We start from the raw sequence: 25,656 nt of genomic DNA on the forward strand, positions 1-25,656 counted from the left end.
TAATTCGGTAAGAGTGAGGAAACACAATGGCCAATGAGACCGCAACGCTTGCCGCCTATGTCGCCAATCTTAAATTCGACGACATTCCGCAGGAGGTGCTGGAACGCGCCAAGTGCCTTACCCTCGATTATCTCGGCAGCACCATTCGCGCCCGCAGCGAAGCTGAATCCACCCCGTCGCTTCTGAAGATGCTGGAAACCCTGTCGCTGGATGGCAAGGGCGATTCCACCGTGTTCGGTGACAGCAAGACCTGGACCCCGGCCGTGGCTGCGCTGCTCAATGGCGCGCTCGGCCATTCGCTCGATTTCGATGACACCCATGCGGACTCCTCGCTGCATCCCAGCGCCCCGGTCGTCCCGGCCGCCTTCGCCGTCGGCGAAATGGTCGGCGCTTCGGGCAAGGATGTACTGACCGCCATCGTCGCCGGCTATGAAGTCTGCTGCCGGCTCGGCAACGCGCTCGATCCGACCTCGCATTATGCCAAGGGCTTTCATCCCACTGCGACAGCGGGCACCTATGGCGCTGCTGCGGCGGCCGGCAAGCTGTTCGGCCTATCCCAGGAACAGCTGATCTCGGCCTTCGGTGTCTCCGGCAGCCAAGCCGCCGGTTCGCTGCAATTCCTGGTCAATGGTGCTTGGAACAAGCGCTATCAGGTCGGCGCCGCGGCCATGAATGGCGTGATTGCCGCCACGCTGGCGCGCAACGAATTCATCGGCTCGTCGGAATCCGTCGAGGGCAAGCACGGCCTCCTGGTCGGCTATTCCGACACGCCGCATCCGGAGAAGGCTGTCGCCGATCTCGGCTCGGTCTATGAGACCATGAAGATCGGCGTGAAGCCGTATCCGAGCTGCCGCTATACACATGCCGCCATCGATACCCTCATCGCCATGCGCCGCGAGCACAATCTGACGCCGGAGCAGGTCAAGCGCGTCGAGATCGGCCTGCATCGCAACGGGATCACGCTGACCGGCGACGCATCGACCAAGCGCCATCCGACTTCCATCGTCGGCGGGCAGTTCTCGATGTTCTTCACCGGCGCGCTGGCGCTGGATCAGGGCTCGTTCGGCTGGGACGACTACAAGCGCCTTGGCGACAAGGCCATCGACACGCTGGCTGATCGTTTCGACGTGGTTCAGGACGAGCGCCTCGAGGGCAAGCGCCATCCCTTTGGCGCCCGTGTCAGCATTCACACGGAGGATGGCGTGCATGAGCGCATCGCCGCCGATCCATCGGGCGAACCAGACTCCTTCCCAGATGCATCGGCCATGCAGCAAAAATTCTTGCTGCTCGCTCGCCCGGTGCTCGACAAGCGTGCCGAGGAATTTGCCGATGCGATCCTGACGCTAGAGCGCTTCGATCGCGTGGCGACGGCGACGGCGCTGGGACGCTAAGGTCGCCGCCGCGCTGCACAATCGAAAGTCGCTTCACGCGCGTTTACACCTTCTCGCTCCCGTTGCTATCGTTGCGACAATAAGAAGCAACGGGAGGAGACCATCATGAAGCGTGTGTTTGCGATCGCAGCCATCGCTGCGATCGGCGTTACGGCTATTGCCACCGTCCAGCCTGCATCGAGTCAGGACGGCTGGGTGACCCTCGTCGATGGCACCAAGATGGGTGACTGGGACAAGGTCTCCGACGCCAATTGGGAGCTCAAGGACGGCGCGCTGGTCGCCGACAAGCTGATTTCCGGCAAGGACCCGGCCTATCTCGTCAGCAAGAAGTCCTACAAGGATTTCGAGATCAAGGCCGAGTTCTGGGCCGATGACGCCGCCAATAGCGGCATCTTCATCCGCTGCAAGACAGCGAAGGTGATCGACTCCAAGGAGTGCTACGAGGTCAACATCTTCGACAAGCGCCCCGACCCGACCTATGGCACCGGTGCGATTGTCGATGTGGGCAAGGTCGATCCGATGCCGAAGGCCGGCGGCAAGTGGAACACGTTCGAGATCACTGCCAAGGGGCCGAAGCTCACGGTCATCTTCAACGGCCAGAAGACGGTCGATGCCGAGGACGGCAAGCTCGCTTCGGGACCGATCGCCCTGCAATATGGCTCGGGGGTGGTGAAATTCCGCAAGGTGCAGATCAAGGAGCTGTGATGCTGCAGGGCGGACAGCGCGTCGCAGAATCCGCGACTACTCCCGCCCGGCCATTTCCTGTTAGGGTGCCGGCATGAGCTGGCACCCTTCAAACGACCCCATCCTCGGTGATCCCCACACCTGCGACGCGCTGGAGCTCTCCATCGTGCCGCGTACGCGCGATCTCGGTGACGGCTTTGCCGTCCGCCGCGCGCTGCCGCACGGCAAGCGGCAGATGGTGGGACCCTTCATCTTCTTCGACCATTTCGGCCCGATGCAGTTCATTGCCGGCAAGGGCATGGATGTCCGCCCGCATCCGCATATCGGTCTCGCCACCGTCTCCTATCTGTTCGACGGCGCCATCATGCATCGCGACAGCGAGGGCAATGTGCGCGAGATCCAGCCGGGTGCCATGAACCTGATGACCGCGGGCCGCGGCATCGCCCATTCCGAGCGCACCCCGGACGTCCAGCGCGCCAATGGGCAGAAGATGCTGGGCCTGCAGAGCTGGATTGCGCTGCCAAAAGGGTCGGAAGAGATCGATCCGTCATTCCAGCATTATGGCGCCGACAGCCTGCCGACCATCCAGGACACCGGCTTTTCCGCCCGCGTGATCGCCGGCAAGGCTTTCGGCAAGGCCTCGCCGGTATCGATGGTGTCGCCCTGGTTCTATGTGGAGGTCACGGCCACCGCCGGCACCACGCTGCCGCTCGACCCTGATCACGAGGAACGCGCGATCTATGTGGTGGATGGCGAAATCGACATCGCCGGCGACCGCCATGAGGGGCCGAAACTGCTGATCTTCCGCCCCGGCGACGCCATCACGATCAAGGTTGCCCGCGACACCCGCATGATGTTCCTCGGCGGCGATGCGCTGGAAGGGCCGCGGCATCTGTGGTGGAATTTCGTGTCCTCCAGCAAGGAGCGCATCGAGCAGGCGAAAGAGGACTGGAAGACCGGCCGCTTCGCCCACGTCCCCGACGAACACGAATTTATCCCGCTGCCGGAATAGGGTAACGTCAGCCACGACGCCCCGGCAAACGGCCGGGAGACCCGATTTCGAAAGTGACTGACATGACCACGATGGCCTCAAGCGACCTGCCCCTCCCCAAGATCGGGCGCGGCAAGGTCCGCGATATCTATTCCGTCGGCGAGGACCGCGTACTACTGCTCACCACTGACCGCATCAGCGCGTTCGACGTGGTCATGAACGAAACCATCCCGATGAAGGGCGCGGTGCTGACCCAGATCAGCGCCTGGTGGTTCAATCAACTGGGCGGCGTGGTCCCGCATCACATGATCTCCGCCGACGCCGACGAGATCATCAAGGAAGTGTCCGCGCTGGAAGGCCACCGCGCTGCGCTGGCCGGCCGCGCCATGCTCTGCAAGCGCACCACCGTTTTCCCGATCGAATGCGTGATCCGCGGCTACATTTCAGGCTCGGCCTGGAAGGAATATGCTGCATCAGGCACGCTGGCCGGCGAGAAGCTGGACAGCGGTATGGTCGAGAGCCAGAAATTTGCCAATCCGGTATTCAGCCCAGCCACCAAGGCCGAGACCGGCCATGACGAGAACATCCCGGTGTCACGCATGCGCGAAATCATCGGCGAGGAGGACGCCTTCACGCTCGAGAGCATGACCCGCGCCGTCTACACCCAGGGCGAGGAGATCGCCCGCGAGGCCGGCATCATCATTTGCGACACCAAGTTCGAATTCGGCCGCGATGGAGAAGGCCGCATCATCCTGATCGACGAGGTGATGACCCCCGACAGTTCGCGCTTCTGGGCCGCCGATGTCTACAAGACCGGCCAGCCGCAACCGAGCTTCGACAAGCAGCCGCTGCGCGACTGGCTCGATGTGGAGCGCAAGGCCGGCCGCTGGAACGGCGAAGCGCCGCCCCCCACCCTGCCGCAGGAAGTGATCGACGCCACCAGCCAGCGCTATCTGGATGCCTATCGCCGCCTCACGGGCAAAGAGCTCACCGTTAAATAGCGGCTCTCAAGCGCCCTCACACGAAATTTGATCGCAGGCCGATCGAAGCGTCGTCTACCAAAGGCTGTTACCCGCGCAACTGCGCGGGGCTACCGGCAGGTTTCCAATGCGACCGATTTCGTGTCAATCATGGCGGAGCCGCTGCCTTCGCCCGCCGGATGATCGCGGCACTGAGGCGCTCCGCCTCCTACTGCCGCTGCATATGCTGGATGCCGGCCAGATGAAATGATGACAGAACAGAAACTACCTGCTTGAACTGCGGTGAATGAGGATCGCCGCGCACCGCGAGCAGAATCTTCTTCGGCGCAATGGTCGGTAGCAGTTCGTCCTCTGCCTCGAGGAATGGGGATATGATCGCGTTTCTCGGCACCACCGCGAAACATTTGCCCGATCTGACGGCGGTGAATTTGGATGCGTAATCGGGTCCGGTGAACATCACCTTGTAGGTACGCCCTTCTTCCGAGAGCGCATTCAGGATGATGTGCTGATCCGGCGGCCAGGTGGCGAGCGGAATGGGCTCATCGGGTTCAAGCGCAAGTGCTTCCGCTTTCATCCACGCAAATTCGATATCGAACTCCGCGACCAGATCGTCGCCCAAGGTGGAGCGATGGTTCTTCACATCCAGCACCATGGCGACGTCGACATCGTCGTCATCGAACGCCTTGACGATCTTCGAACAGATGTCCGATGTCACCGATGCATGATCGAGCAGTGCGTTGGCGGGATGATCGACGAGGAAATTCAGCAACATGCTGCTGATCCCGATGCGAAGCGGGCCTCCCTGCCCCGTCGTGTCCGACGATCGCAGCCGCTTGTCGCTCTCGGCAAGTATCTGATGCGCGCGGGCGAGCAGATGCCGGCCGACCTCGGCCAGATTCGTGCTGGCCGTCTCATCCGACTTTACGCGCGTGTCATTGCCATCGAGATCTCTCGGTTTTTGCAAATGATGCTCCCATTACCGAAGGGCCCGCGCCAGTGCTTGCGATAGCCTACACAATTTCTGATGGCATGGCCACGCCCGACTGCAATCACCGACATGCAGAGACGTTCCCGAAGCGAAATGAAAATGGCCGGGCAAAGCCCGGCCATTTTGCAACGCCTGACGCAAGATGCGGTATCAGATACCCGACATCATGATGTATTTGATCTCGACATATTCTTCCATGCCGTGGCGCGAGCCTTCGCGGCCAAGACCGGATTCTTTCACGCCGCCGAATGGCGCGACTTCCGTGGTGATCAGGCCAGTATTCACGCCCACCATGCCGGACTCGAGAGCCTCGGCCACACGCCAGACGCGGCCGAGATCGCGCGAGTAGAAGTAGGACGCCAGACCGAATGGCGAGGCATTGCACATGGCGATGACATCGGCTTCGTCCTTGAAGCGGAACACCGGTGCCAGCGGACCAAAAGTTTCTTCCTGCGCGACGATCGCGTCCGGCTTCACATTGGCCAGCACGGTCGGCTCGAAGAAGGTGCCACCCAGTGCATGACGCTTACCACCGGTGACAACCTTGGCGCCGCCCTTGACCGCATCGGCAATGTGACGCTCGACCTTCTCGACCGACTCCATGTTGATCAGTGGCCCCTGGGTGACGCCCTGCTCGGTGCCGTCACCGATCTTCATCGCAGCGACCTTCTTGGACAGCTTCTCCACGAACTGGTCGTAGATACCGTCCTGCGCGTAGAGACGGTTGGCACAAACGCAGGTCTGGCCCATGTTGCGATACTTCGACACGATCGCACCTTCGACGGCAGCATCGATATCGGCATCGTCGAACACCACAAAGGGCGCATTGCCGCCGAGTTCGAGGCCGAGCTTCTTCACGCCGACCGAAGCCTGCTTGTAGAGGATCTTGCCGACTTCAGTCGAACCGGTGAAGCCGACGAAGCGTACGGCCGGATGCTCGCACAGGACGAGGCCGATCTCGGAGGCCTTGCCGGTAATGATGTTGAGCACGCCCTTCGGCACGCCCGCACGTTCGGCCAGTTCGGCCAGCGCCAGCGCCGACAGTGGCGTCTCGTTGGCGGGCTTGAGCACCACCGTGCAGCCTGCGGCGAGCGCCGGCGACACCTTGCGGGTGATCATCGAATTCGGGAAATTCCACGGCGTAATGGCGCCGCACACACCGATCGGCTGCTTGATGGCGAGCAGGCGCGAGTCGGCGCGCTGGGTCGGAATGGTTTCGCCGTAAACGCGGCGGGCTTCCTCCGCGAAGAATTCGATATAGGCCGCACCGATATCAACCTCGCCCAGTGCTTCGGCCAGCGGCTTGCCCTGCTCAGAGGTGAGGATCAGCGCGAGGTCTTCTCGATTGGCGATGATCAGTTCGAACCACTTGCGCAGGATATTAGAGCGCTGCTTGGCGGTGAACTTGGCCCAGGCGGGGAACGCCTTTTCGGCAGCCTCGACGGCCTGGGTGGTTTCCTTGGCGCCCAGGCTAGGCACCTTGGCGATCTCGACCATGTTGACAGGATTGGTCACCGCGGTTGCGCCAGTGCCGACCCACGCGCCATCAATGTAGCATTTGTCGCGCAGCAGCGACGGGTCTTTCAGGCGGGCGGCAAGTGAGGATGCGGTCGATGACATGGGCTATTCTCCTGCAGAAGTATCGCGGACGTATAGCCGCGGAACAATGCGGGAGTACAGGCCCGATTGCCTGCTCGCGGCGAATGGCAGCTATCGCTGCGACAGATCTCGCAGCATCAGGCCGCGCCGCGCATATAGGCTTCGCGGCGGTCGATCATCCGCTCGAAAGCAATCTTAGCAGTCGCGCGGCTGGAGGTTGGGAAGGTCCGATATTCCAGATCAGGCAGCATCGCCGCATCGCGGCGCCCGAACCAGGAAATGAAAGATTTCGGCGGTGCAGAAATCTTGGCCAGCGCCTGCGCCAGATTGTCGGTCGCCTCGAAAGCGAACAATGCTCCCGTCTGGGCGACCCGGACCTCAAAGAGCCCCGCACCGATCGGAGCCTCGATAGTCTCGCCGCGCGACGCGCGGGGATACTGCTTCCACTCGGTCCAATTCGCAATCATCGGTCGTACTCCGCAGCCCAGCGCTGCAACTGACATACTCGTTAGTGTCGGGAAGCGTATTCACGTTCAGATGGAATTCTGAACCGGGACGCGCCGGTTTTGTTCCGGTGGGGGACTACCGGATCGCCACAAAATGCAAATGGGCACGACGAAGCACCAACACCAGCGACTTTTAATCACTTCCAGGAGATCACCGGCTTCCGCACGACACCGGAAAGCCGGTAGCATGATGAAAACCGCGACAAGAACTGCGAGGAACGTCCATGCGATCCAGCGCCGACATCGATCCGATCATTCAGCAGGCCTGCGACAGCGGCGCCATTCCGGGCGCAGTCGTGATGGCTGCGACCAGCGATGAGGTGATCTATCAGGGCGCATTCGGCAAACGCGATATCGGCAAGGACGCTGTCATGACGACGGACAGCGTGTTCTGGATCGCGTCCATGACCAAGGCGATCACTGGAACGGCTGCGATGCGGCTGGTCGAGCGCGGCCAACTGTCGCTGGATGCCCCCATCGGCGATGTGCTGCCCGACCTGTCGGCCATTCAGGTGCTGGAGGGCTTCGACGCCGGCGGCGAACCACAGCTGCGCCCGGCGCGGCGCCCGATCACCTTGCGGCAGCTCCTCACCCACACGGCCGGCTTCTGCTACGACATGATGAATGCCGATATGGGGCGCTGGCTGGAAAAGACCGGCACGCCGGTGTTTCGCACCGGTCTCAACGCGGCGATGCGGGTGCCGATCATGACCGACCCCGGTACCCGCTGGGAATATGGCACCAATATCGACTTTGTCGGCAAAGCCGTGGAAGCGGCCAGCGGGCAACGGCTCGACGTCTATTTCCGGGAACACATCCTCGATCCGCTCGGGATGTCTGACACCGCTTTCCGGATCGGCGACGCGCAACGGGAGCGGCTGGTGAAAGTGCACCGGCGCCATGCCAACGCCACGCTCGCGCCGATCGATTTCGAGATCAGGCAAGATCCCGAATTCTTCGCGGGTGGCGGCGGCCTCTATGGCACTGCACCGGACTACATCAAGTTCACGCGGATGATGCTCAACAAGGGAATGGGCAACGGCCATCGCCTGCTGCAGCCGGAAACGGTCGCGCTCATGAGCGAGAACCACATCGGCGACCTCCATGTCACGCCGATGCTGTCGGCATTGCCGGCGGTCACCAATGACGCGGAGCTCTGCCCAGGCATCGAAAAGAAGCACGGCCTGAGTTTCGTGATCAACATGGCCGCGACGCCCGAAGGCCGCAGTGCCGGCAGTCTGGCGTGGGCCGGGCTCGCCAATACCTATTACTGGATCGATCCCGTACGGGATGTCACTGGCGTGATCCTGATGCAGGTGCTGCCCTTTGCGGACCGCACCTGCCTTGGGGTGTTTTCGGATTTCGAGCGCGCCGTTTATTCCGGGCTGGACGCCAGGAAAGCGGCGTAAGTCTACGCCGCGCTCTTGTCCGCCACATTCAGCACGCCGCGGCGGATCTGGTCTTCCTCGATGGATTCGAACAGCGCCTTGAAGTTGCCCTCGCCAAAGCCATCGTCGCCCTTGCGCTGGATGAATTCGAAGAAGATCGGGCCGATGGCGTTGGCCGAGAATATCTGCAACAACACTTTCGTCTCGCCGCCCTCGACCACACCTTCGCCATCGATCAGGATGCCATTGCGCTGCAGCCGCGGCACGTCCTCGCCATGCTTCGGCAAGCGGACGTCGATCCTCTCGAAATAGGTTTCCGGCGGCGATGGCATGAAGGGCAGCCCATCGGCACGCAGTCGCTCGATGGTGGTGTAGATATCCGTCACCCCGCACGCGATGTGCTGGATGCCTTCACCGTGATACGTGTTGAGATATTCCTCGATCTGTCCGCTATCGCCGGCATCTTCGTTGATCGGAATACGGATCTTGCCGTCCGGGCTGGTCAGCGCCCGCGAGAACAGGCCCGAGGCACGACCTTCAATGTCGAAGAAGCGGATCTGGCGAAAGTTGAACAGCCTCTCATAGAAGCCGGTCCACACATCCATGCGGCCACGATGGACATTGTGCGTGAGATGATCGAGATAGAACAGGCCAGCCCCGACGGGGCGCGGATTGCTGGCACCCAACCAGTCGAATTCAAGGTCATAGGCCGAGCCCTTGGCGCCATAGCGATCCACAAAATAGAGCAGGCTGCCGCCGATCCCCTTGATGGCCGGGACATCGAGAGTCTTCCCGGAAGCACTCACATCGGCCGGCTCCGCACCGAGCGCGATTGCGCTCTCATAGGCCTTATGAGCATCGACGACGCGAAACGCCATGGAGGGCGCACAGGGACCGTGCGCAGCCACAAAATTGAAGCCATGGGTGCCTGGCTCTTCATTGACGAGATAGTTGATGTCGCCCTGGCGATAAACCGTGATCTTTCTGGTTTTGTGCTTCGCAACGGGCACATAGCCCATCAGCCTGAACAGCGCATGCAGCTGCTCAGGATTGGGGTGTGCATATTCAACGAATTCGAAACCGTCAGTACCCATCGGGTTGTCGGCCGAAATCGTGGCGGCCGGTGCGTCGTGCGGAAACGGACCCATCGTGTTCTCCCTGATCTGATGCGAGCATATGTTGCTTGGGGAACAGTCTGGGGCGCCGGGCGTGCAAGGTGCGTGCAATCCGGACTGCGAAATGTCATGATCATGCACGATCCGTGCATCGCAGGAGCATTTCGCGCATGATTGAGGTGGATTCTTTCGACCTGAAGATGCTGGCGGCGCTGCAGGAGGATGGCCGGCTGACCAACCAGCAGCTCGCCGACAGCGTGGGCCTGTCTGCCTCGCAATGCTCGCGGCGACGGATGCGATTGGAGGATGAGAAGGTCATATCCGGCTATCACGCCGACCTCGCGCCGGAGGCGCTCGGCTTTAGCGTGGTCGCCTTCATCCAGGTGACACTTGCCACTCACTCGCCTGACAATGCGAAAAAGTTTCGCGCGCTGGTGCAGCGGGTAGACGAGATCCAGGAGGCCTACTCACTGACCGGCGATGCCGACTATGTGCTGAAGGCCGTCCTGCGCGACCTCAAGGGGCTGTCGGATCTCGTCAATGACGTACTGATGCCGCATCAGAGCGTCGCGCACGTGCGCTCATCGATCGTGCTGGATCGATTGAAAGAGACCAGCAAGCTCCCGCTGAAGGTACTTCGATAGACGGCATCACCGCTTGTTCGGATCGAATCGCTTCTCCAGGCCGTTCCAGCAATCCGCATAGTCACTTTGCAGCGCCGGCGTCGTTGCCGCATAGTCCGTAACCCGCTGTGGGAAACGCGTCTCGAACATGAAGGCCATGGTGCCCGTGAGCTTCACCGGCTTCAGCTCGCCATTGCTAGCGTGATCGAACGCCTCGCGATCCGGTCCGTGAGGCAGCATCATATTGTGCAGGCTGATGCCGCCCGGTACGAATCCCTGCGGCTTGGCATCGTAGACGCCGTAGATCAGCCCCATGAACTCGGACATGATGTTCATGTGATACCACGGCGGGCGGAAGGTGTTTTCACCCACCATCCAGCGCTCCGGAAAGATCACGAAATCGATATTTGCCGTGCCTGCTGTTTCCGATGGCGAGGTGAGCACCGTGAAGATCGACGGATCGGGATGATCGAAGCCGATGGCACCGATCGGCGAGAACGAGCGCAGGTCGTATTTGTAGGGCGCGTAGTTGCCGTGCCAGGCGACCACATCGATGGGCGAATGGCCGAGCTTCGTGACATACATCTCGCCGCCCCATTTCACATAGAGCTCGGTCGGCGTGTCCTTGTCCTCATAGGACGCCACCGGCGTCAGGAAATCCCGTGCATTGGCTAGGCAGTTGGCGCCGATCGGGCCGCGCTCCGGCAGCGTGAAGGCGCCGCCATAGTTTTCGCAGAGATAGCCGCGTGCCGGGCCGTCGGGCAGCTCGACCCGGAACTTGACGCCGCGCGGGATGACCACGATTTCCCCGGGCTCGGCATCAATGCGGCCGAATTCGGTGACCAGCAGCAGCCGTCCCTGTTGCAACACGAACATCAGTTCGCCATCGGCATTGTAGAAATGCTGATCCACCATGGATGCAGTGATCAGATAGACATGCGCCGCCATGCCGGCCTGGGAGCCGGCATCGCCCGCCGTCGTCATGGTGTGGATGCCCTGAACGAAAGTGAGCTTTTCGCCCGGCATGGGCAGCGGATCCCATCGCAGTTGCGCGATGGGCAGATCATTCTCGTGGCAAGGCGCGGTGCGCCAATGCTGGCGATCGACCTTGGTGAAACGGCCGGAATGCTTGACCGACGGACGGATGCGATAGAGCCAGGAACGCTCGTTGGTGCCGCGCGGCGCGGTGAAAGGCGAACCCGACAGCTGCTCCGCATAGAGGCCGTAAGCACAGCGCTGCGGCGAGTTGCGCCCCATCGGCAGGGCGCCCGGAAGAGCTTCGGTCTCGAAGGAATTTCCGGAACCGGACATGTAGCCGGGGGTGACTTGACCCGAGGCACGGCTGATCTTGTCAGGAGCGGTATTGATATTCATGGCTCAATCTCCCTGCAGGGCGGCCCACATTTCGCGGTCGCGCTTGTCAGTCCAGATCACCGGATCTTCAATGCCCGACGCTTCGTCATAGGCACGCGAGACGTTGAACGGCAGGCAGTGCTCGTAGATCGCAAAGCTTCCGAACTTCTTGTCCATGACTTCGCGCGTCGCAGCCATGCTCTCCTTGAGGCTACGGCCGCGGGCGACCGAGATCTCGGCTGCGCCATAGAGCGACGTCACGAAATCGCGCGTCATGGCGATGGCTTCGCGCGTGGTTTCCAACCCCTTCAGCGCATCGCCACGCCCCGGTGCAATGGCTTTGGGATTGAAACTGCGAATTTCGTCCAGCGTGGATGGCCATTCGCGCAGCCACGCATCGCCGCAATAGCAGGCGGAATGATATTCGATGAGATCGCCGGAGAACATCACCTCCGCATCCGGCACCCATGCGACGATATCACCGGATGTGTGGCCGGCGCCAAGCTGCATCAGTCGCACTTCGCGCTTGCCGAGATAGATCGACATCTCGCCCTCGAAGGTCAGCGTCGGCCAGGTGAGCCCCGGAATGCTTTCGGAGCCCTGGAAAAGGCGCGGGAAACGACCAAACTCCGAATCCCAGTCCTGCTGGCCGCGCTCCTGCACCAGACGATGGGTTTCCTGCGAGGCAACCACGCCCTGCGCCTCGAAGGCCGACGCGCCGAGCACGCGCACGGCGTGATAATGCGACAAAACCACATATTTGATCGGCTTGTCGGTGACGGTGCGAACACGCTCGATCACCTTGTTTGCGAGCGCCGGGGTCGCCTGTGCGTCGAACACGATGCATCCGTCATCGCCGACAATGACCGCCGAATTCGGATCACCCTCGGCGGTGAAGGCGTAGAGATCGGGGCCGATTTCCGAAAAGGTGATCTTCTTCTCGCCCATATCGGTGGTGGATGCGAAACCTTTTGCCATCTTCGATATCCTTGCAGCTTGCAGAATTCAGGTTGTCTCGCCGGCGCGCGGGTCAGGCAGCCGGCGTTTCGCGAGGGCAATGGCATCATCGAGCACGGCGATGTCACCGATGTGATTGGCGAGGATCAGCACCAGCGCGGCATCGAGCGCGGCGCTCTGCTCGTCACCAAACCCGCGATGTGCCTCGACGATACGGCGATAGGCCGCGTCGGGATTACTGAAGTTCGATTGCGTGGAGAGAGTCATCATCATTCCTCACGCTCTGCCGCTGGCGCGCGCGTGGGCTGCTGCGACCGCTTCGGGTGTCGGATGACGGAAGCGCGCGGCGACATAGCCGTCGGGCCGCAGCAGATAGGCCGCACCTGCATCATCACCGTAGCGTGCCCTAAACAACCCTGCTTCGTCACGTAATTGCGCATCGTCGCCGATGGAAATGCGGGCCACGCCGTCCGGTACCACGATCGCGGCGCTGTCTGCATGCAGCAGCGCGAAGCCGCGTCCGGCCTGCGCGAAGCACTCCGACAGAAAGACAAGCGTCCCGTCATCGGTGACGAGCGATGCATCCGGCATATGCGCACCGGGCGACGGTCCGCTCGACCACACATCGCTATCCGCGGTCGAAAGCGGCGTCTGGTAGACTGAAGGTACCGACAGCCGTCCGCCATTCACCATGCGTTTGGCGAAATCCGCTTCCTTGGCAAGCGACAGCACCGCCTGACGCAAACGGCTTTCCTGCTTCGAATGCGGCGCGATGAAATCCGTTGCATGGGTCGAGGCACGGATATTTTCGTCCGCAGCCGGGCCGCGCTCTGCATCATAGCTTGCCAGCAGCGATGCCGGCGCCTCGCCGCGGAGGATCAGCGCCAGTTTCCAGGCGAGGTTTTCCGCATCCTCCAGGCCGGAATTGGCGCCGCGCGCCCCGAAGGGCGATACCTGGTGCGCGGCATCCCCAGCGAAGATCACGCGCTCATGGACAAAGCGGCGCATCCGCCGACACTGGAATTTGTAGACCGAGATCCATTCGAAATCGAAATCGTCGTGACCGAGCATGCGGGCGATGCGCGGCCGCACCCTCTCCGGCCGTCGCTCCTCGGCGGGATCGGCGTCCGGCCCGAGTTGTAAATCGATGCGCCAGACGTCGTCGGGCTGACGATGCAACAGCGCCGACTGACCGGAATGGAATGGCGGATCGAACCAGAACCAGCGTTCGGTCGGAAACTCTGCGGTCATCTTCACATCCGCGATCAGGAACTGGTCCTCAAACACTTCGCCTTCGAAGTCCGCACCGACCATGCCGCGCAGCGCCGAACGCGCACCGTCGCATGCCGCGACATACGAGGCACGCAGCTTGTAGGGACCATCGGGCGTATCGATGGTGAGTTCGACATGATCGTTGCCCTGAACCAGCCCTGTCACCTTGTTACGCCAGCGCAGGTCGATCCCGGGCAATGTCAGCGCGCGGTCGACGAGAAAGGCCTCGGCGTAATATTGCTGGAGGTTGATGAAGGCCGGCATCTTGTGACCGGACTCGGGCTGGAGATCGAACTGGTACAACATCTCCGGGCCGAGAAAGATCTTGCCGACCTTCCACACCACACCCTTGTTGGTCATGCGTTCAGCGACACCGAGACGATCCCAGTATTCGAGCGAACGTTTGGAAAAGCAGATGGCGCGGGATCCGTCGCCGATCCGATCGGCATCATCGAGCAGGACCACCTTCTGGCCACGCAGCGCGAGATCAATGACCAGCGACAGGCCCACCGGGCCGGCGCCCACGACCACCACCGGATGATGCGCGGCATCCTGCGAGGCCCGTGCCTGATCGGCATGGCGGCGATAGCTGAACTGACGGGCCTGTTGCGCCATCGGTCGCTTTCCTGATCGGTTCCTGCCCCGTGCGGGTCTGGCCTCGCCGGTCTGGTCAACCGATCGCGCGCCCGCTAAGATAGTCTCACTTGCAACCATCTAAACGCCGACCTGCGGGTGACGTCAACCGAAGACTTGCAACCTCATGGCTGAGTTCGATCTGTTTCGCTTCGTCCCGTTCCGGCTCAACCGACTGGCCGCCGAGGTCAGCAACGCGTTGTCGGAGGAGTATCAGGAGCGTTACGGCCTCGACATCCCGGAATGGCGGGTGGTGGCGACACTCGGCTTTCGCGACGATGCCTGCAGCGCACAGTTCATCGCGCAATGCACGCGGACGCATAAATCGACCATCAGCCGCGCTGTCACGGCGCTTCTGGAGCGTGAATTGATCGAGCGGGTGGAGAACAGCGACGACCGCAGGGCCTTTGAACTGCGGCTCTCGGGTAAGGGCAAGACGCTCTATGACGAGTTGATCCCGCGCCTTTTGTCGAAAGAGCGGGACATCCTCTCCTGCCTGACGGCGCAGGAGCGCAGTGAGTTCGCCCGCGCGCTCGACAAGATCGAGCAGAGTCTCGACCTTGTCCAGGCACGGAACGCGGAGAAAGCCGGCGCCTATTGACGCCTAGTCCTTTGTGAAAGAGCGCACCGGCGGCCGGTGCAACGCATAGGCATCCGCCCTGCCGTCCACGCGCGGATAAAGCTCCCGCACCAAAGGATCGTGACCGGGGATGATGCGGTCGGGATGGCCGGCAAGACGCTCGCAGGTCAGCCAGCCATCAACCATGTCGCCGAGATTGTAGATGATCGGAAACGGGCTGCGACGCTGCATGTTGCCGTAATAATGCGAGGCGTCAGAGGCCAGTACCACCGGCCCCCGGTCGGTCTCGACACGGACGACCTGCAGGCCGTCCGAATGACCGCCGACGCGATGCAACGTGATGCCAGGGGCGACCTCTCCGTCGCCGTTATGGAAGGTGACCCGCTCGCTATAGACATGGCGGACCATCAGGGTGACGTCTTCGGCCGAGAAAGGGTGCCGCAGCAGGCCGTTGCACATACAGCGGCCCGTGGCATAGGCCATCTCGCGATCCTGCAAATGGAAGCGCGCCTTCGGAAACCGATCGAGATTGCCGGCATGGTCATAGTGCAGATGCGTGATGACGACGTCGCGGATCGTTTCCGCCGCCACGCCAAATTGCGCCAGTGCATCGACGGGATTGATGTCGAGTGTCCGATTGCGTTCTTTCGACGCAGCTTCGTTGAATCCGGTATCGACGAGAATATCGCGACCATCGCCGCGAATGAGCCAGACAAAGTAGTCGAGATCGGCCGCCGTGGTCTCATGCGGATCGGGCGACAGATAGTTCATCGCCGGTGTCCGCGGCGTCATGGTGGCGTAGCGGATGGCGTAGATCTCATAGGCTGGCGTCATAGGCGTTGTCCCGCGTTTCTGTTCTTGCCGCCACCAAGCCAGCTTCACCCGGAAAAATCAAACCGTTCCAGCCGCCGGAACGACCACCTTCATGAAGGCGTCATGCGCGATAAATCCCGTTGCAGCGCGACGGCATTCAGTGCGTTGACAGCCATAAGGGGCATGGTTTGATAATACGTATGGCGTGGACTAAAGTCGCCACGGCGCGGGGCTCGTTGCCGCGTCTTTTGGTGTTGGACCGGCTCATTATGAAGATTCGAATTGCGCTGATCGCCTTGCTGACCTTTTCCGCTACACCGGTCTGGCAGGCCACAGCCGCCGAAGATCGCGCCCCGCGGATCGCGCTGGTGATCGGCAACGCCAAGTATCCCGATGCCGAAGCACCGCTCAAGGAACCGATCAACGATGCCCGCGACATTGCGGCCGAGCTGAAACGAGATGGTTTCGAAGTCGAAACCGGCGAGAATCTCGGTGGCGATGGCATGCGCCGCGCACTCGAGAAGTTTTACGGCAAGGTGTCGCCGGGCACGGTAGCACTGGTATTCTTCAGCGGTTACGGCATCCAGTCGTCGCGCCAGAGCTACATGATCCCCGTGGACGCCCAGATCTGGACCGAGGCCGACGTTCGCCGTGACGGCTTCAGCCTCGAGACGGTGCTCAACGAACTCAATGGTCGCGGCGCCGGTGTGAAGATCGCGCTACTGGATGCGTCACGCCGCAATCCCTTCGAACGCCGGTTCCGCAGCTTTTCCGCAGGCCTGGCGCCAGTGATCGCGCCCAGCAATACGCTGGTGATGTATTCCGCCGCCCTGAGCTCCGTCGTCAGCGATGCCGGCACAGATCGCAGCCTGTTTGCCACCGAGCTGCTCAAGGAGATCAAGGTTCCGGATCTGACCGCCGAGCAGACCCTGAACCGCACCCGGGTCAGCGTCACGCGCGCCTCGCGCAGCGAGCAGGTGCCATGGATTTCCTCGTCGCTGGCGGAGGATTTTGCCTTTATCCCGGGTTCGCGCCCGTCGTCGGCGGCCATTGCAGCAGCGCCTGCCCCCGCTCCGGCAGCGCCTGCACCACGCCCGGAACCCGCGGCGCCTGCACCGGCCAAGCAGGCCGCGGTCACTCCCGCGCCCGCCCCGCAGCCGGCCACTCCGGCACCCGCCCCGACGCCAGCCCCCGCTCCCGCGGTCGCACCCGTTGCGCCGCCGGCAGCCGAAGCACCGCGTGACGAAAACAAGATCCTGCTCGCGCTGGCTGACGATCCCACCGTGAAATCGCTCAACAGCAAGATCACCGAGAATGGCGAAGACGTCGGCGCGCTGTATCGGCGCGGCCAGGTTTATGCCAGCAAAGGCGCCTATTCCGCCGCGCTGAAGGATTTCGACGCCACAATCAAGCTCAGCCCCAAGGATGTCGAAGCCTATAACAACCGCTGCTGGGTCCGAGCCGTGACCAGCGACCTCGCCGGCGCCCTGAAAGACTGCAACGAGGCGCTGCGCCTGCGACCGAACTTCGTGGATGCGCTGGATAGCCGCGGTCTGGTCAACCTGAAGAATGGCCAAAGCAAGAATGCCATCACCGATTTCGACGCCGCGCTGAAGATCAATCCGCAGCTGACATCCTCGCTCTATGGCCGCGGCATTGCCAAACAGCGTCTCGGCCAGACCGCCGAAGGCGACCTGGACGTCAACAATGCCAAGGCCATGGATCCGGATATCGTCAAGGAGTTCGCGAGCTACGGCGTGCGTTGAGACGGTGCTGCCGGTCATCAACCGGGCGATACACATTTTTGCCAAAATGAATTTGAACCGGTGTCGCGCAGATCGACACTATTGAACACGAGCCGGACACCGATCCCTCCCGCCGGCCAGGAAACGACTTTGGATTGAGCACGCGCCTGTTGCGCGATCAGAAATAAGGGGTGCTTCCATGCTGACATCGTCCACGCGCTTTAGCGTCAACGTTATTCGCGCAGCCTTCGTCGCAGGCGCGGCCCTCACTTTCACCGCCGGCGCCGTGATCGCAGCCGAAGATGTCACCTCTGACCAGATCCTCCGCGCACTCGCACCGAAGAAGCCGCTGACCCGCGGCCTCTCGATGGCGCCCCCGGCCGAGCCCGCCGTGAACGCTGCCGAAGGCAAGTTCATGGACTCCCTTCGCAATCGCAGCACCCGATCGCTGTCGATGGGCGAGCGCGAACAGATCGCCACCATCGCCGAGAGCAAGCCGGCGATCGATCTTGAGATCAACTTCGATTACAACTCCGCCAATATCAGCAAGCGCTCCATGCAGTCGGTGCAGGCGCTCGGCAAGGCGCTGAGCAGCCCCGATCTGAAGGGATCGACATTCGTTGTCGCCGGTCACACCGACGCTGTCGGTGGCGACGAGTACAACCAGGAACTCTCCGAGCGCCGCGCGGATTCCATCAAGCGTTACCTCGTCGATCGTTTCGGCATTGCCGGTGCGGATCTCGTCACCGTCGGCTATGGCAAGACCAAGCCGAAGAGCGGTCTCGCACCGACCGACCCGACCAATCGCCGTGTCCAGGTGGTGAACATGGCCAATAAGGCAACCGCCTCGACCCAGTAATGCGGTGAGGTTCACATTGCCGCAGCGGATTGCCGCATGACAGCGTTCCGAACTTCACGGAGCGCTGTTTGCTTTGGCGATCCCCCACATCCCGTATAGGATCGCCCCACCCTGCCGCCGCGCCGCGCATTGACCGGTGCCCTGCCATGCCATGTGGACTCATTTGACAATGAAGGCCTCTGCCCGCTTCGCCCCGGCCCTTGCCCTCCTGTCGCTGGCGACGGCGGCCGTTGCCGCTGATCCCGCCCCCGGCGCATCGCCCGATGGGGCGGTCGTGACAGTTGCCAAGGCAACCAATGCCTGCTTCTCCGACCAGGTGCGCGTCACAGGCTTTGTGGTGCCAAAGCGCGAGGCGCAGATCGGCGTTGATACCGAGGGATCACGGGTCTCGGAGGTCCTCGTCAAGGAAGGCGACCTTGTCACCGAAAACCAGGAACTCGCACGGCTGATCCCGCCGCCCTCGGCGAGCAACGCACGGCCCAATGCCGTACCGCTACGCACGCCCGCTGCCGGCCTTGTCACGACCGTGCAGACCCAGGCTGGAGCGCCGGCCTCGCCGCAAGCCGGGCCGATGTTCAAGATCGCCATCAATAACGAGCTCGAACTCGATGCCGAGGTGCCGAGCATTCACATCCTCAAGCTCAATCCCGGCGCCACCGCCCGGATCAGCCGCGATGGCCATGCGGATGTCTTCGGCAAGGTCCGGGTCGTATCGCCACAGATCGATCGTGCGACCCAGCTTGGCCATGTCCGATTGTCGCTCGCACCCAATCCTTCCATCAAGGTCGGCATGTTCGCGCGCGCCAATATCGATGCCCGGCGCAGCTGCGGCGTCGCCATCCCGCGCTCGGCCATCGAGCACTTCACCGTACAACTGGTGAAGGGCAACGTGATCGAGACCCGACGGGTCAAGGTCGGTCTCGTTTCCGACAGTTCCACTGAAATTCTCGAAGGTGTCGAGGTCGGCGACATCGTCGTCGCCGACGCCGGCACGTCGCTGCATGACGGTGACAAAGTTCGAACCATCTTCGTCGACGACCTCGACCGTTCGCGGGTGCGCTAAATGGCAATGAATATCTCGGCATGGTCGATCCGCCATCCGCTCCCCTCCGTCGTGTTCTCCATCATCCTGCTTCTGCTCGGCTGGGTGAGTTTCACCAAGCTGGCGATCACGCGGCTGCCAAGCGCGGATATTCCCGTGATCTCGGTGGCGGTGGCGCAGTTCGGCGCAGCGCCGGCGGAGCTCGAGGCGCAGGTCACCAAGACCATCGAGGACGGTGTCTCGGGCGTCGAAGGCGTCCGGCATATTTCATCGTCCATCACGGACGGTCTGTCGGTGACCACCGTTCAGTTCGCGCTCGAAACCAATACCGATCGCGCGCTCAATGACATCAAGGACGCCGTCACCCGCGTCCGCGCCAACCTGCCGCAAAACGTCAACGAGCCGCTGATCCAGCGCGTGGACGTCATCGGCCTTCCGATCGTCACCTATGCAGCGATCTCGCCCGGCAAGACGCCGGAGCAATTGTCCTGGTTCGTCGATGACGTCGTGAAACGCGCGCTGCAAGGCGTGCGCGGCGTAGCGCAGGTCGAGCGCATCGGCGGTGTCGAACGCGAAATTCTCGTTTCGCTCGATCCCGATCGGCTGCAGGCCGCGGGCCTGACAGCGGTCGATGTCTCTCGCCGCCTGCGCGGCACCAATGTCGATCTCGCCGGTGGCCGCGCCGAAATCGGCAAGAACGATCAGGCGATCCGCACCCTCGCTGGCGCCAAGACCCTGAATGAACTTGCGGGCACCATGATCAGCCTGCCCTCCGGCGGCGAGGTGCGGCTTGAAGATCTCGGCACCGTCACCGATACGATTGCAGATCGCCGCACGTTTGCGCGCCTCAATGGCGAACCGGTCGTTGCGCTCGGCATCAAGCGCTCCAAGGGCGCCAGCGACGTGGTCGTCGCAGAAGCCGTGCAGAAGCGCATTGCTTCGTTGAAGGACGCCTACCCGGACGTTGATCTCAAGCTGATCGATACGTCGGTGGAATTCACAAAGGGGAACTACGACGCTGCAATGAGCACCCTGTTCGAGGGTGCTGCTCTCGCGGTTATCGTTGTCTTCCTGTTCCTGCGCGATCTGCGCGCGACCGTGATTGCCGCGGTGTCGCTGCCGCTTTCCATCTTCCCGGCCTTCTGGGTGATGGACATGCTCGGCTTCTCGCTCAACCTCGTAAGTTTTCTGGCTATCACGCTGTCGACCGGCATTCTCGTCGACGACGCCATCGTCGAGATCGAGAACATCGTCAGACACATGCGCATGGGAAAATCGCCCTATCGCGCCGCGCTGGAAGCCGCCGACGAAATCGGCCTAGCCGTGATCGCCATCAGCCTCACCATCATCGCGATCTTCGCACCGGCCAGCTTCATGTCCGGCATCGCGGGCCAGTTCTTCAAGCAGTTCGGCATCACTGTATCGGTGCAGGTGTTTTTCTCGTTGTTAGCGGCGCGCTTTGTCACGCCTGTGCTGGCCGCCTACTTCATGAAGGACCACAAGCACGACGATCCGCCACCCGGACGCGTCCTTCGGGCCTATAACAAGCTCGTCACATTGTCGGTGAAACACTATTACCTGACGGTGCTGTTCGGCATTGCCGTGTTTGCCCTGTCGATCCTCAGCATCAAGCTGCTGCCGCAGGGCTTTCTGCCCGCGCAGGACACCGCACGCTCCCTGATGGCGATGGAATTGCCACCAGGATCGCAGCTCGCCTTCACCGAAAAAACCACCGAAGAGATTGTGCAGCGGCTGCGCAAGCGGCCTGAGATCACGAGCGTGTTCGTGGACGGTGGCCGTGTGCCGCCGGGCATCTCCGAAGTCCGTCGCGCCTCGCTGATCATCAATTACACACCGAAAGGCGACCGCAAGACATCGCAGCGCGAGCTTGAGCTCGCGATCGGCGAGGAACTGCAGAGTGTTCCCGACATCCGGTACTGGTTCCTCGACGAAAATGGTCTACGCGCCATTTCACTTGTCGTGACCGGCCCCGACATCAACATCGTCAGCAACGTCGCCAATGAGCTGGCGACCCAGATGCGCCGTATTCCGCAGATCGCCAATGTGATCTCGGAAACATCGCTCGATCGTCCCGAACTCCGGGTCCAGCCGCGCGCCGATCTCGCCGCACGTCTTGGCGTCTCCACCGAGAGCCTATCGGAAACCATCCGCGTCGCGACCATCGGCGATGTCGGCCCCGCGTTGGCCAAGTTCGACGCCGGTGACCGTCTTGTACCGATCCGCGTCCAGCTCGAAGACAGCGCAAGGTCAGACATCCAGGTGCTCGAGCAGCTCCGTGTACCGATCGGCGGCGGACGCGGCGGTGTTCCTCTCTCAGTCGTTGCCGATATCAAGCTCGATCAGGGACCAACCAGCATCAATCGCTACGACCGCGAACGTCAGGCGACCGTGGCAGCCGACCTCGTCGGCACCGCCGCGCTCGGCGATGCACTGAAGAAGATCTACGAACTCCCGGTAATGAAGACGCTGCCGAAGAATGTCAGCGTCAAGCAATCCGGCGACGCCGAAAGCTTGAACGAACTTGCGGACGGCTTTGCCACCGCGATCTCGGCGGGCTTGATGATGGTCTATGCGGTGCTGGTGTTGCTGTTCGGCACCTTCCTGCAGCCGATCACCATCCTGTTCTCGCTGCCGCTCTCGATCGGCGGCGCGATCATGGCCCTGCTCGTTACGGGCAAGCAGCTGACCACCCCGGTCTGGATCGGAATCCTGATGCTGATGGGCATCGTGACCAAGAACGCCATCATGCTGGTGGAGTTCGCGGTGGAAGCGATCCGCGAAGGCAAGCCGCGCGAGATCGCCATCATCGATGCCGGCATGAAGCGCGCGCGCCCCATCGTGATGACCACCATCGCCATGGCCGCCGGCATGATGCCGTCCGCACTGGCATGGGGCGCGGGCGGCGAATTCCGCTCACCAATGGCGCTGGCCGTGATCGGCGGCCTGATCTTCTCGACACTGCTGTCGCTGATCTTCGTGCCGGCCATGTTCCTGATGATGGACGATGTGGGCAATCTGTCGTGGCGTTTTGGCCGCAAATTGCTGGTGTCGAGCGGCGAGGAGGATCGCGAGCATCCGCCAAACGGGCACGGACAGGCTGAACGATGATCGCGCTGCACCTCCCCTTCACGAAACGGTCGACCGCCATGTTGAAGCGTCTCCTGCTCGCCACCGCACTCTGCTCGACTACAACACCGGGCTTTGCTGCTGACGAGGCCGATATCGCCAAGGGCGCTGCGGTGACCGTGCTGGCAGCACCCAAGCAGTGCTTCGCGGATATCGTCGATGTGGCGGGCTTGCTGCTGCCGCGCGAAGAGGTTTCGATCCGCCCGGACCGGCCCGGCATGAAAGTCGCGGAAGTGATGGTCGACGCCGGCGAGACCGTCACCGCGGGCCAGATCCTCGCGAGGCTGACGTCACCGGACGGCAGCTCGGTCCAGCTTCAGGCGACCGTGGCCGGCCTCGTCAGCGCATCGACCGCCGTGGTGGGATCGATCGCCTCCGGCCGCGGTGAGGCGCTGTTCAGCATCATCTCGCGCAGCGAGTTCGACTTTATCGGCCAGGTGCCGACGCGCGACCTGCCGAAGCTCAAGGTCGATCAGACCGCCAAGGTCAAGGTAATCGGAATCGGCGAACTCGATGCCAAGGTCCGCCGCGTTGCGTCCTCGGTTGAGCCGAACAGCCAGCTTGGACAGGTGGTGATCGGACTCAATTTGCCGCGCAGGCTGATGACCAATTCCTATGCGCGCGCCATGATCAAGACCGGAGAAAGCTGCGGCATAGCATTGCCGCTCACCGCGATCCTGTACAGTTCAGGCGGCACCGTGGTGCAGGTCGTGCGGCGTCATCGGATCGAAACGCGCCGTGTCGAAGTCGGACTGCTGTCAGGCGGCCAGGTGGAGGTTCGCGAAGGCCTCAATGAAGGCGATATCGTCGTCGCACGCGCTGGCGCCTTGCTGCGCGAAGGCGATCCGGTGCGGCCGGTGACACTGACGACAGGTAAGTAAAAAGCGCCCGCTTCTAGCTGCCAGCACGAGCGGTGGTGGCAGCGGCGCCGAACGTCACCTCGTCAACGAGCGACGATGATACGGCGGGGACCTGATCACCATCGGAAACACGGGTGACGGCAGTCCGGGTATTCCTGAACACGGCCTCTGCACTGGCCGGCTTGGCCTTCAGGCTTTTCAGAAACTCGGTCGCGAGCAGACTGTTCTGGCCCGCGGCATCATCGGCAACCTTGCCGGGCGTCGCCGAAGTGAGGATCAGCGCCTTCTCCGGCACGTCAATAGGTGCGAGGCCGCGCGAATAGGCGCGGAAGCGGCGCTCATACGGATTGCGGCGGGATGCATCGAGCACCACCAGCTTGGCCTGCGCACCGCGTTCCTTCATCACGTCCAGCACGGCCTCGACACTCATGCCCTGCTGGCGCACGTCGCGCTCACGCCAGATCGCGGCGTCGACGGGGATCATGAAGCTTTGGCGGCCGACCTGCACGCCATAGCCGCCGAAATACAGCATCACAGTGCTGTCGGGCTTGATCTTGTTCTTCAGCCGCTCCACTGCGCGGGTCATGTCATCGCGCGTGGCATCCTCGACGACATCGACGTCGAAACCATCCTGGCGCAGCGCATGGGTCACGGCGCGCGCATCATTGATCGGCTGGCGCAGCGGCGAGCCTGCATCGGGATAATGACCATTACCGATGACTAGGGCCAAGCGCGAGCTGTTCGGAATGCTCTGGGTGGTTTCAAGACCGACGGCAGCGCGCGCGGATTCCATCACATGCTTGTTCAGAGCGGCATGGGCACCGAGCGCGAGCGACACCAAACCGGCAAAAGCCACGGTCAGGGTGATCGAGCGTCGGGATACGCGAAACTGCCCTACGGTCATTACGATGGTTTCCTGCTCATCATTCACGCGCAACCAATTGGTCGCGTGGACGTCTGACTAGGTTTGACGGGGTGCCAGACCAATGAGCATCAAATACGCTCAATTTGCGGCACCGCAGCGAACCCGCTGTTAACCCGTCAGGGTCAACGGAGCAACGGGTAAAGGGCTCCGTTTAAGACAGGGTTACTGACGCAACGGAACCCGCCTCGCGCGCCCGACAATTGAATTTCCGATCGATTCATGCTGGATTTCAAGGGCTTGCAGGTGTCGGCAGAGTTTTCGGCGCATTTGGCGGCGGTCAATTTCCAGATGTGCGCGGACGTCGCACCGAAAGATGCTTCATGACTGTGACCTATCTGGCCCGCGCCGCCTTTGATGCGCTCACCGTCCAGAAGGACGGACCTACCCTTTACGATCTTTGCGATCCCATTCTCCGGCGCTCTGATACCGGCGACGCGCATATCATCAAATTCTACAATACGGCGCTCGGCAACCCGGCCCTGCGGCCGCTGCTGCGGCGGGCCGGCCTGCCTGAATTGCGCGATCCCGCCCGCTTCAAGGCGTTGCAGGATGCCCTGACCGCTGCCCGGGACAACGCCAAACCGGATTGGGAGGCCATCGGTCGCCCAGTAGCCGAGTTGCTCGATACCGTGAATCTGCAGCACCCGGCCCCGCCCAGGGCACCGGCGAACGGGGCATCCATATCAGTCGGCGAGATCGACGAAGTCATCCGCAGTTGCGGCAAGCACCTGCTGGGGTCGTTCGACAGGAACGGCTTCATCCCGACCTATGCGGCGTTCAACCTGATCGGCGACCCCGACATGCATGGCCGTGAATTCCTGATGGCACTCACCGGGCTGAATGCCCGTGGCTATAAAAACTCGACCCTGCTGTTCACGCTCGCCCGCATCTTCATTGCACGGTCGCCGGCCGGGAGGCTGATCAATCCGCCCTGGACCGGGATCGCCGAGCCCATGTGGGAGCCGGTGCAGATCCGCCATCGCTCGGCTTACTACGATGCCTTCTTCACCGAAGCGCTGCTGGCGTTCGAGGAAACCGGTTTGCCGACGCAGGAGCAGACGGCAAGATCACGCCGCGCCATCGATGCGATGATCGAATTCTGCCTCGTCACCTCGCGCGAGGAGGTGAAGTCGCATGACGGCAGCAGCGTCAATGTCATTACCGCGCTGGCGCCGCCGCCGCATCCGCGCTTCAGCCGTTTCTTC

At 62.2% G+C, this 25,656-nt stretch carries 22 protein-coding genes and 1 pseudogene; 13 read left to right on the forward strand and 10 right to left on the reverse strand.

The genetic code is table 11. The features are described 5' to 3' along the window. Positions 1 to 26: 26 nt before the first annotated feature. The 4 genes from ACIQ17_RS08210 to ACIQ17_RS08225 all read left to right on the forward strand — a co-directional run bounded on the left by ACIQ17_RS08210 (position 27) and on the right by ACIQ17_RS08225 (position 4,067). Entirely contained in the window at positions 27 to 1,391 is a 1,365-nt protein-coding gene (locus ACIQ17_RS08210; protein ID WP_398467281.1) for an MmgE/PrpD family protein, read from the forward strand. 102 nt (positions 1,392 to 1,493) lie between these two features. Continuing rightward, positions 1,494 to 2,096 carry a DUF1080 domain-containing protein gene (locus tag ACIQ17_RS08215; RefSeq protein ID WP_398467323.1) on the forward strand — a complete coding sequence of 201 codons (603 nt, stop codon included), beginning with the start codon at positions 1,494 to 1,496 and terminating at the stop codon, positions 2,094 to 2,096. Between the two features lie 73 nt (positions 2,097 to 2,169). Beyond that, the gene (locus ACIQ17_RS08220; protein WP_398467283.1) at positions 2,170 to 3,087 is read left to right on the forward strand and encodes a pirin family protein; all 918 of its coding nucleotides are present in this window, start codon (positions 2,170 to 2,172) and stop codon (positions 3,085 to 3,087) included. Positions 3,088 to 3,149: 62 nt separating this feature from the next. Beyond that, on the forward strand, positions 3,150 to 4,067 hold the full coding sequence (locus ACIQ17_RS08225; RefSeq protein WP_398467325.1) for a phosphoribosylaminoimidazolesuccinocarboxamide synthase: 918 nt from the start codon (positions 3,150 to 3,152) through the stop codon (positions 4,065 to 4,067). A gap of 187 nt (positions 4,068 to 4,254) precedes the next feature. On the opposite strand, the gene ACIQ17_RS08230 is transcribed toward ACIQ17_RS08225, so the two are convergent. The 3 genes from ACIQ17_RS08230 to ACIQ17_RS08240 form a co-directional block, all read right to left on the reverse strand. Beyond that, on the reverse strand, positions 4,255 to 5,010 hold the full coding sequence (locus ACIQ17_RS08230; RefSeq protein ID WP_398467285.1) for a hypothetical protein: 756 nt from the start codon (positions 5,008 to 5,010) through the stop codon (positions 4,255 to 4,257). A gap of 174 nt (positions 5,011 to 5,184) precedes the next feature. Beyond that, positions 5,185 to 6,654: an NAD-dependent succinate-semialdehyde dehydrogenase gene (locus tag ACIQ17_RS08235; RefSeq protein WP_398467287.1), complete on the reverse strand. Its 1,470-nt coding sequence runs from the start codon at positions 6,652 to 6,654 to the stop codon at positions 5,185 to 5,187. Between the two features lie 116 nt (positions 6,655 to 6,770). Next, the gene (locus ACIQ17_RS08240; protein ID WP_398467289.1) at positions 6,771 to 7,100 is read right to left on the reverse strand and encodes a hypothetical protein; all 330 of its coding nucleotides are present in this window, start codon (positions 7,098 to 7,100) and stop codon (positions 6,771 to 6,773) included. A 263-nt stretch (positions 7,101 to 7,363) separates the two neighbouring features. Between ACIQ17_RS08240 and ACIQ17_RS08245 the strand changes: the two genes are divergently transcribed. Continuing rightward, on the forward strand, positions 7,364 to 8,548 hold the full coding sequence (locus ACIQ17_RS08245; protein WP_398467291.1) for a serine hydrolase domain-containing protein: 1,185 nt from the start codon (positions 7,364 to 7,366) through the stop codon (positions 8,546 to 8,548). Between the two features lie 2 nt (positions 8,549 to 8,550). Here ACIQ17_RS08245 and hppD read toward each other — a convergent pair whose 3' ends face one another. Next, complete coding sequence (gene hppD / locus ACIQ17_RS08250) at positions 8,551 to 9,675, reverse strand: 4-hydroxyphenylpyruvate dioxygenase (RefSeq protein WP_398467293.1); 1,125 nt, start codon at positions 9,673 to 9,675, stop codon at positions 8,551 to 8,553. Positions 9,676 to 9,812: 137 nt separating this feature from the next. Here hppD and ACIQ17_RS08255 point away from each other — a divergent pair, with 137 nt between their 5' ends. After that, positions 9,813 to 10,286 carry an Lrp/AsnC family transcriptional regulator gene (locus ACIQ17_RS08255; protein WP_398467295.1) on the forward strand — a complete coding sequence of 158 codons (474 nt, stop codon included), beginning with the start codon at positions 9,813 to 9,815 and terminating at the stop codon, positions 10,284 to 10,286. A gap of 6 nt (positions 10,287 to 10,292) precedes the next feature. Here the strand turns inward: ACIQ17_RS08255 and hmgA are convergent, their stop codons facing one another. Genes hmgA through ACIQ17_RS08275 form a run of 4 tightly spaced genes read right to left on the reverse strand, consistent with a single transcriptional unit; the run spans position 10,293 to position 14,462 of the window. Next, the gene (gene hmgA, locus ACIQ17_RS08260) at positions 10,293 to 11,639 is read right to left on the reverse strand and encodes a homogentisate 1,2-dioxygenase (RefSeq protein ID WP_398467297.1); all 1,347 of its coding nucleotides are present in this window, start codon (positions 11,637 to 11,639) and stop codon (positions 10,293 to 10,295) included. 3 nt (positions 11,640 to 11,642) lie between these two features. Further along, positions 11,643 to 12,596 carry an MBL fold metallo-hydrolase gene (locus tag ACIQ17_RS08265; protein ID WP_398467299.1) on the reverse strand — a complete coding sequence of 318 codons (954 nt, stop codon included), beginning with the start codon at positions 12,594 to 12,596 and terminating at the stop codon, positions 11,643 to 11,645. Between the two features lie 27 nt (positions 12,597 to 12,623). Continuing rightward, positions 12,624 to 12,842, reverse strand: coding sequence for a DUF2783 domain-containing protein (locus tag ACIQ17_RS08270; protein WP_398467301.1), 219 nt, complete (start codon positions 12,840 to 12,842; stop codon positions 12,624 to 12,626). 9 nt (positions 12,843 to 12,851) lie between these two features. After that, on the reverse strand, positions 12,852 to 14,462 hold the full coding sequence (locus tag ACIQ17_RS08275; protein ID WP_398467303.1) for an FAD-dependent oxidoreductase: 1,611 nt from the start codon (positions 14,460 to 14,462) through the stop codon (positions 12,852 to 12,854). 145 nt (positions 14,463 to 14,607) lie between these two features. Between ACIQ17_RS08275 and ACIQ17_RS08280 the strand changes: the two genes are divergently transcribed. Beyond that, entirely contained in the window at positions 14,608 to 15,081 is a 474-nt protein-coding gene (locus ACIQ17_RS08280; protein WP_398467305.1) for a MarR family winged helix-turn-helix transcriptional regulator, read from the forward strand. Positions 15,082 to 15,084: 3 nt separating this feature from the next. Here the strand turns inward: ACIQ17_RS08280 and ACIQ17_RS08285 are convergent, their stop codons facing one another. Further along, positions 15,085 to 15,894, reverse strand: coding sequence for an N-acyl homoserine lactonase family protein (locus tag ACIQ17_RS08285; RefSeq protein ID WP_398467307.1), 810 nt, complete (start codon positions 15,892 to 15,894; stop codon positions 15,085 to 15,087). 248 nt (positions 15,895 to 16,142) lie between these two features. On the opposite strand from ACIQ17_RS08285, the gene ACIQ17_RS08290 reads away from it, so the two are divergent. From ACIQ17_RS08290 to ACIQ17_RS08310, 5 genes are all read left to right on the forward strand, one after another. Further along, positions 16,143 to 17,639: a caspase family protein gene (locus tag ACIQ17_RS08290; RefSeq protein ID WP_398467309.1), complete on the forward strand. Its 1,497-nt coding sequence runs from the start codon at positions 16,143 to 16,145 to the stop codon at positions 17,637 to 17,639. A 178-nt stretch (positions 17,640 to 17,817) separates the two neighbouring features. After that, on the forward strand, positions 17,818 to 18,477 hold the full coding sequence (locus ACIQ17_RS08295; RefSeq protein ID WP_398467311.1) for an OmpA family protein: 660 nt from the start codon (positions 17,818 to 17,820) through the stop codon (positions 18,475 to 18,477). Positions 18,478 to 18,646: 169 nt separating this feature from the next. After that, the gene (locus ACIQ17_RS08300; RefSeq protein WP_398467313.1) at positions 18,647 to 19,540 is read left to right on the forward strand and encodes an efflux RND transporter periplasmic adaptor subunit; all 894 of its coding nucleotides are present in this window, start codon (positions 18,647 to 18,649) and stop codon (positions 19,538 to 19,540) included. Next, a complete protein-coding gene (locus ACIQ17_RS08305) occupies positions 19,541 to 22,648 on the forward strand; it encodes an efflux RND transporter permease subunit (protein ID WP_398467315.1) in 3,108 nt (1,035 codons plus the stop codon). Between the two features lie 38 nt (positions 22,649 to 22,686). Continuing rightward, positions 22,687 to 23,547: an efflux RND transporter periplasmic adaptor subunit gene (locus ACIQ17_RS08310; protein ID WP_398467317.1), complete on the forward strand. Its 861-nt coding sequence runs from the start codon at positions 22,687 to 22,689 to the stop codon at positions 23,545 to 23,547. A 13-nt stretch (positions 23,548 to 23,560) separates the two neighbouring features. On the opposite strand, the gene ACIQ17_RS08315 is transcribed toward ACIQ17_RS08310, so the two are convergent. Continuing rightward, positions 23,561 to 24,430 (reverse strand): caspase domain-containing protein, encoded by an 870-nt coding sequence (locus tag ACIQ17_RS08315; protein ID WP_398467319.1) that lies wholly within the window; start codon positions 24,428 to 24,430, stop codon positions 23,561 to 23,563. Positions 24,431 to 24,771: 341 nt separating this feature from the next. Between ACIQ17_RS08315 and ACIQ17_RS08320 the strand changes: the two are divergent. Further along, positions 24,772 to 25,656 (forward strand): annotated as a pseudogene (locus ACIQ17_RS08320) (hypothetical protein); the annotation flags it as partial.

The organism is Tardiphaga sp. (assembly GCF_044340795.1).
Classification (GTDB): domain Bacteria; phylum Pseudomonadota; class Alphaproteobacteria; order Rhizobiales; family Xanthobacteraceae; genus Tardiphaga.

Bases quoted from the DNA above. Each gene is read 5' to 3' on its own strand.
- ACIQ17_RS08210 (WP_398467281.1), top strand. From the start codon at position 27: ATGGCCAATGAGACCGCAACGCTTGCCGCCTATGTCGCCAATCTTAAA.
- ACIQ17_RS08220 (WP_398467283.1), top strand. From the start codon at position 2,170: ATGAGCTGGCACCCTTCAAACGACCCCATCCTCGGTGATCCCCACACC.
- ACIQ17_RS08225 (WP_398467325.1), top strand. From the start codon at position 3,150: ATGACCACGATGGCCTCAAGCGACCTGCCCCTCCCCAAGATCGGGCGC.
- ACIQ17_RS08235 (WP_398467287.1), bottom strand. From the start codon at position 6,654: ATGTCATCGACCGCATCCTCACTTGCCGCCCGCCTGAAAGACCCGTCG.
- ACIQ17_RS08240 (WP_398467289.1), bottom strand. From the start codon at position 7,100: ATGATTGCGAATTGGACCGAGTGGAAGCAGTATCCCCGCGCGTCGCGC.
- ACIQ17_RS08245 (WP_398467291.1), top strand. From the start codon at position 7,364: ATGCGATCCAGCGCCGACATCGATCCGATCATTCAGCAGGCCTGCGAC.
- hppD (WP_398467293.1), bottom strand. From the start codon at position 9,675: ATGGGTCCGTTTCCGCACGACGCACCGGCCGCCACGATTTCGGCCGAC.
- ACIQ17_RS08255 (WP_398467295.1), top strand. From the start codon at position 9,813: ATGATTGAGGTGGATTCTTTCGACCTGAAGATGCTGGCGGCGCTGCAG.
- hmgA (WP_398467297.1), bottom strand. From the start codon at position 11,639: ATGAATATCAATACCGCTCCTGACAAGATCAGCCGTGCCTCGGGTCAA.
- ACIQ17_RS08265 (WP_398467299.1), bottom strand. From the start codon at position 12,596: ATGGCAAAAGGTTTCGCATCCACCACCGATATGGGCGAGAAGAAGATC.
- ACIQ17_RS08270 (WP_398467301.1), bottom strand. From the start codon at position 12,842: ATGACTCTCTCCACGCAATCGAACTTCAGTAATCCCGACGCGGCCTAT.
- ACIQ17_RS08275 (WP_398467303.1), bottom strand. From the start codon at position 14,462: ATGGCGCAACAGGCCCGTCAGTTCAGCTATCGCCGCCATGCCGATCAG.
- ACIQ17_RS08280 (WP_398467305.1), top strand. From the start codon at position 14,608: ATGGCTGAGTTCGATCTGTTTCGCTTCGTCCCGTTCCGGCTCAACCGA.
- ACIQ17_RS08285 (WP_398467307.1), bottom strand. From the start codon at position 15,894: ATGACGCCAGCCTATGAGATCTACGCCATCCGCTACGCCACCATGACG.
- ACIQ17_RS08290 (WP_398467309.1), top strand. From the start codon at position 16,143: ATGAAGATTCGAATTGCGCTGATCGCCTTGCTGACCTTTTCCGCTACA.
- ACIQ17_RS08295 (WP_398467311.1), top strand. From the start codon at position 17,818: ATGCTGACATCGTCCACGCGCTTTAGCGTCAACGTTATTCGCGCAGCC.
- ACIQ17_RS08300 (WP_398467313.1), top strand. From the start codon at position 18,647: ATGAAGGCCTCTGCCCGCTTCGCCCCGGCCCTTGCCCTCCTGTCGCTG.
- ACIQ17_RS08305 (WP_398467315.1), top strand. From the start codon at position 19,541: ATGGCAATGAATATCTCGGCATGGTCGATCCGCCATCCGCTCCCCTCC.
- ACIQ17_RS08310 (WP_398467317.1), top strand. From the start codon at position 22,687: ATGTTGAAGCGTCTCCTGCTCGCCACCGCACTCTGCTCGACTACAACA.
- ACIQ17_RS08315 (WP_398467319.1), bottom strand. From the start codon at position 24,430: ATGACCGTAGGGCAGTTTCGCGTATCCCGACGCTCGATCACCCTGACC.